The sequence below is a fragment of the Paenibacillus sp. 01T422 genome (assembly GCF_056398785.1).
In genome coordinates this window covers 1-4838 of record NZ_JBFTQB010000485.1, presented here as the reverse complement: position 1 = coordinate 4838, position 4838 = coordinate 1, and the positions used below count along the sequence as shown (strand labels likewise).

General features: G+C 43.9%; 5 protein-coding genes. 4 read left to right on the top strand and 1 reads right to left on the bottom strand.

Going from position 1 to position 4838, the window contains the following annotated elements; genetic code table 11:
- The first annotated feature begins 12 nt into the window (after window positions 1–12).
- The gene (locus AC1DUA_RS23815) at window positions 13–1440 is read left to right on the top strand and encodes an esterase-like activity of phytase family protein (RefSeq protein ID WP_477502131.1); all 1428 of its coding nucleotides are present in this window, start codon (window positions 13–15) and stop codon (window positions 1438–1440) included.
- A gap of 96 nt (window positions 1441–1536) precedes the next feature.
- Here the strand turns inward: AC1DUA_RS23815 and AC1DUA_RS23810 are convergent, their stop codons facing one another.
- The gene (locus tag AC1DUA_RS23810) at window positions 1537–1998 is read right to left on the bottom strand and encodes a carboxymuconolactone decarboxylase family protein (protein ID WP_477502130.1); all 462 of its coding nucleotides are present in this window, start codon (window positions 1996–1998) and stop codon (window positions 1537–1539) included.
- 233 nt (window positions 1999–2231) lie between these two features.
- On the opposite strand from AC1DUA_RS23810, the gene AC1DUA_RS23805 reads away from it, so the two are divergent.
- From AC1DUA_RS23805 to AC1DUA_RS23795, 3 genes are all read left to right on the top strand, one after another.
- Window positions 2232–2738, top strand: coding sequence for an RrF2 family transcriptional regulator (locus tag AC1DUA_RS23805; protein ID WP_477502129.1), 507 nt, complete (start codon window positions 2232–2234; stop codon window positions 2736–2738).
- 210 nt (window positions 2739–2948) lie between these two features.
- The gene (locus tag AC1DUA_RS23800) at window positions 2949–3887 is read left to right on the top strand and encodes a permease (protein WP_477502128.1); all 939 of its coding nucleotides are present in this window, start codon (window positions 2949–2951) and stop codon (window positions 3885–3887) included.
- An 18-nt stretch (window positions 3888–3905) separates the two neighbouring features.
- Entirely contained in the window at window positions 3906–4811 is a 906-nt protein-coding gene (locus AC1DUA_RS23795) for a TIGR03943 family putative permease subunit (RefSeq protein WP_477502127.1), read from the top strand.
- Window positions 4812–4838 lie beyond the last annotated feature (27 nt).

The following is a 4838-nucleotide window of genomic DNA, read 5'->3' as shown; positions in this document are numbered from 1 at the left end:
GCTAACACGACGATGCTTCTTGCACTTACAGTTGCTGTGGCAGGAACAGCTTCAGCAGCAACGAAGAGCGGAGAAACATCCGAGCAAGTAACGTATTCCAACAATGGAACAGCTGTTGTTCCGACCACTCCGGCAGTAAATATGGATGGGAGCTTATATTTGCCTGTTCGTGCACTTGGAGAAGCAATGGGGAAATATGTGGATTGGGATGAGTTCCGCAATAGCGTTTCTTTGACAGACAAACCGACTTTGACAAATAAATACGAGCTTAAAGCTCCGGATTTGGCAGCTGGTATCAAAATGGGGGTAGGCTCTTCCTTAACCCACCTTCCTGGCGATCCTGACAACGTATTTTACACGACGGCAGATCGTGGTCCGAACGGCCAACCGACAGTAAATGGCGTAGTCGTACGTACGTTTCCTCTTCCAAACTATACACCAACTATCTATAAAATCTCAGTAAGCAATGGTGAAATCAACATTTTAGATAAATTTCCATTAAAGCTTTCCGGAACTGATCCTGTAACAGGAACTGCGATGATCACGGGACTGCCTAATATTAAAGGAAGAGACGAAGTGCCATTCGATGCCAAAGGCGAGAAGGAATTGGCTTACGATCCTTACGGTCTGGATATTGAAGGATTAGCTTATAACCAAAAGGATGATACGTTCTGGATTTCAGATGAATACGGTCCATCCATTGTCCACGTGAAACGTGACGGTACGATCATCGAACGTATTGTGCCGAAGGGCTGGTCCGCTCTGACGGCAACGCCATTAGTACCAACACGTGAAATGCTTCCTGAAGTTTATAACAAGCTGCGCCAAAATCGTGGAGCCGAGGCTGTTGGTATTACACCAGACGGCAAATATATGTTCATGGCTATGCAGAATGCGCTTCGTAATCCAGACAAATCCATGGATAATTCACGTCAGGTTCGTATCATCAAATTCGATCTTACTGATTTGAAGCCGGTAGCAGAGTTTACTTACTTGTTAGAAGATGCTAAACAGTTTAAGGACCTGGCTCAAGGCGATATCGTAATCTCCGATATGGTCGTTGTGAATGAGAATACGCTGCTAATCGATGAACGCGACAAATTTGCTGGGGATAAGGCACAGCTGAAACGTATTTATGCGATCGATCTGTCCACATCCACCAATGTTCTCGGGAAATATGATACCGTACAAGCAGCTGGTAAAACCCTTGAGAGTATGACAATTCAAGATTTGAAAACCAACGGTATTTTGCCTGCTAAAAAAAGAACGATACTTGACGCGGTAGAATTCAAATTCCCTTATGAAAAAATTGAAGGTGTTACACTCGTCAATGGGGATACGCTTGTTATCACCAACGATAACGATTTCGGAATTGACAGCACAACACCTGAAAACGGTACGCTGCTTTGGACTTTTAAACTACCTGCCAAACTTCAATAATAATGAAGTCTAGCAATAAATCAAATGAGCAGTCCCCCAAAGGGAGCTGCTCATTTTTGCACTTTTAGCAGATTTCGCCTGACCTGCAAAAATGGGTTATTTCTGTGCAGGAGGCTGATAATCGCCAGGCACCATACCCGTTGAAATCGCAATTCGGTTCCAACTATTAATGGCATTAATCGCCATAATTAAATCAACAAATTGCTCCTCGTCAAAATGCCTACGGACTTGGTCGAACAAATCCTGCGGTACGCCCGCATCCGAAATTCTAGTCACAGCTTCTGTTAACGCTAGTGCGGCGCGCTCCGACTCCGTATAAAACGGTGCTTCTCGCCAAGCGCTGATCAGATATAACCGCTGCTCGGTTTCCCCCATCGCACGCGCATCTTTCGTATGCATATCTAGGCAATAAGCGCAGCCATTAATTTGCGAAGCGCGAATTTTTATCAATTCCACTAGTTTACCGTCAAGTCCGCTCTTTCTCACGTACCCTTCTAATTTTAATAACGTTTGTAGAGCTTCCGGTTGCACTTTCGTATAATCGAATCTGATTTCCATGGGGATGACAACTCCTTTGTTTTTGTTGTTAACCTACTCAGTAGTTATATTGTCGACAATATTAATCGTCGATTAACTTTGTCTTTAATATATCCCTTTCGTTTGTGGCTGTCAACCCAAAAAACCATTCACTAGTCATTACCGAAACATACCAAATCCCCTATTTGACAAGGGTCCTAAATCCACCTAAGATGATTTATAATAACTTTTTTTATCTGAAAGCGGGTGTTCGCATGCAGTATAGTATTGGCGTTGAATATGGACTGCATTGCTTGGTATATTTGATTGATATTCCTCCTGATTCTACGATTGGGATTAAAGAACTTTCCACTTATCAGGGTATCTCCGAGACCTATCTATCGAAGATTTTCAGCAAATTAACGAAGGCAGGTATCGTAAGCTCTGTCCCCGGAGTTAAAGGTGGTTATAAATTAGCCAAGTCTCCTGATGATATTTCCTTTTGGGATGTCGTTGAAGCTGTTGAAGGGGTTACGCCTATTTTTCAATGTAAAAACATCAAAGATAATACTTATTTATGTCATAGTGACGAAGAGTTTGCAGCATGCACCAAAGCTTCTCCCTGTCTGATTAACTTGACTATGCTTGAGGCTGAAAATAGTATGCGCAATGTTCTGCGTAATAAGTCACTTACTTGGCTCAATGAAGAGCTTGATCGCGTATTAAGCCCTCAAGCCCGCAAAGATACTCGTGAGTATTTTGCTACTAATAGCAACACCTGACATCCTTTTGATGTTAGGTGTTTTTTTGAAGCAGAAGAATTGACCACCCTCTCCTCTTCTTAATAATTTCTTAACAAATTAATGTTGTAGAAATAATAGTCGCCTGCTAGAATTAAAACAAAACACACGATAAACAAATTAAAAACACGATTTAATTGTTGTTGTTATTTATTTGTTTTACTCGTCATTTGTTAAGGAGGCGGCGGCTCAATGAGTTTTCTAAGTGATTTTCGCACCATGGTTCTTGGTATTTTACTAGAGTCGTTTCCGTTTATTCTGCTCGGCGTCGTGATTTCTGCTCTACTGCAAACTTTCATTAGCGATCAGACGCTGCAGCGCTGGATTCCGAAAAGAACCATTCCCGGCATCCTTTTTGGATGCTTGCTGGGTATCATCTTCCCGCTTTGCGAATGCGGAATTATTCCTGTTGTACACCGATTAATCCGCAAAGGCATGCCGCCATATATCGGTCTTGTCTTTATGATGGCTGGGCCGATTATTAATCCTGTCGTGTTTACGTCCACTTTCGTGGCATTTCGCGCTCATCCGGAGATGGCGATTGCCCGTATGGTGCTGGCGTTCGTCACTGCGGCTATTATTGGGCTGTGGGCTGCCCGTGGTGTAGGTGATTCTGCGCTTCGCACGCCAGTGAACAATACGATTGAGCAAGTTACTCCGATCAAAAAAAGCCCCAAACGACCTCTCCCGAATAAAAAGTCAAAAGTAGCAACATTGAAAAATAAATGGCATGAGACGCTGGAACATGCCGCCATCGAAATGTTTGATGTAGGCAAGTTTTTAGTATTAGGCGCCACTGTTACTGCTCTGCTCCAAACGGTTGTAAGCAAGAAATGGCTTCTTACATTAAGCGATGGGGACTTCACTCCGCATTTGTTCATGATGGGGCTCTCCTATATCCTTTCCATTTGCTCCACGGGGGACGCTTTTGTCGGCGCTACGTTCATTCCAGGATTCAGTCTCGGCTCCGTACTCGCCTTTCTCGTGTTTGGCGCTATGCTCGATATCAAAAGCACGATGATGCTCCTTAAGGTATTCCGACTCAAAACCGTCGTGACGGTAATGTTCATTTCAGCTGCAGTCGTTATGTTAGGGTCGGTCGCATTCGATCACCTGTATCCGTACTTGTAGAATGGAGGCAAGATAATTATGCGAAAATGGTCCACGTTTGCGCATCGAACGATTCGAGCCGCAGTCTTACTCGCATTCGTTATTTTTATTGTACAGATTAGCCGTTCCGATGCTTTAATTTATTATGTCGCTCCGACCATGGATATCTGGGTGAAAAGCCTTGCCGTTGGCATGTACGTGCTCGCGATGCACCAGCTTTATTTGGCGGTTCGAGATATCCGCGCCAAGAATAAAATGGCCATGACCACCTGTTCCTGTTCAGCACATAGCCACGATCAATGGAAACCCGGCGTTATCACTATGTATGCGGTTTTGATTATTCCGCTTGTCCTTGCCTTTTCCTTCCCTAATGCGGTATTAGGCAGTCACATGGCAGCCAAAAAAGGACTAAATTTCACCCCCTCGGGCATCCTAGTCAATAACAATTATGGCGACGCAAGTCCGAACTTGATTCCGAATGATAAGCTGCAATTAGATACAGGACAGACTTTTCCGTTTAATGAATATACCAAGCCTTACGCCAAGCGGGCTGTGGACATGTACAAGGAGCCTCTCATTGTGATTAACGACGATTTTTATATCGAATCACTGACGTCATTGGACTTATACCAAGATCAATTTGTAGGTAAAAAGGTACAGATCAGCGGTTATGTTTATCGACTTGATACCATGAGCAAAAACCAGTTTGCCTTGGGGAGATTCTCCATGAGGTGCTGTGTCGCAGACTCTGTACCACTGGCGATCCTGGTGGAATCTGACTCCCCGGAACAATGGAAAAACGATATGTACGCAGTCGCTCTCGGCACGATAGAGAAACGTCAACTTGACGGTAAAGATGTGTTAGTAATCGTTGCAAAAACAGTAGACACTCAAGATGCACCCTCAAGCCCTTATGTCTATCAAAATCCCTACTTTGGAAGTTAAAGAAACAGCCCACACCATGGTGTGGGC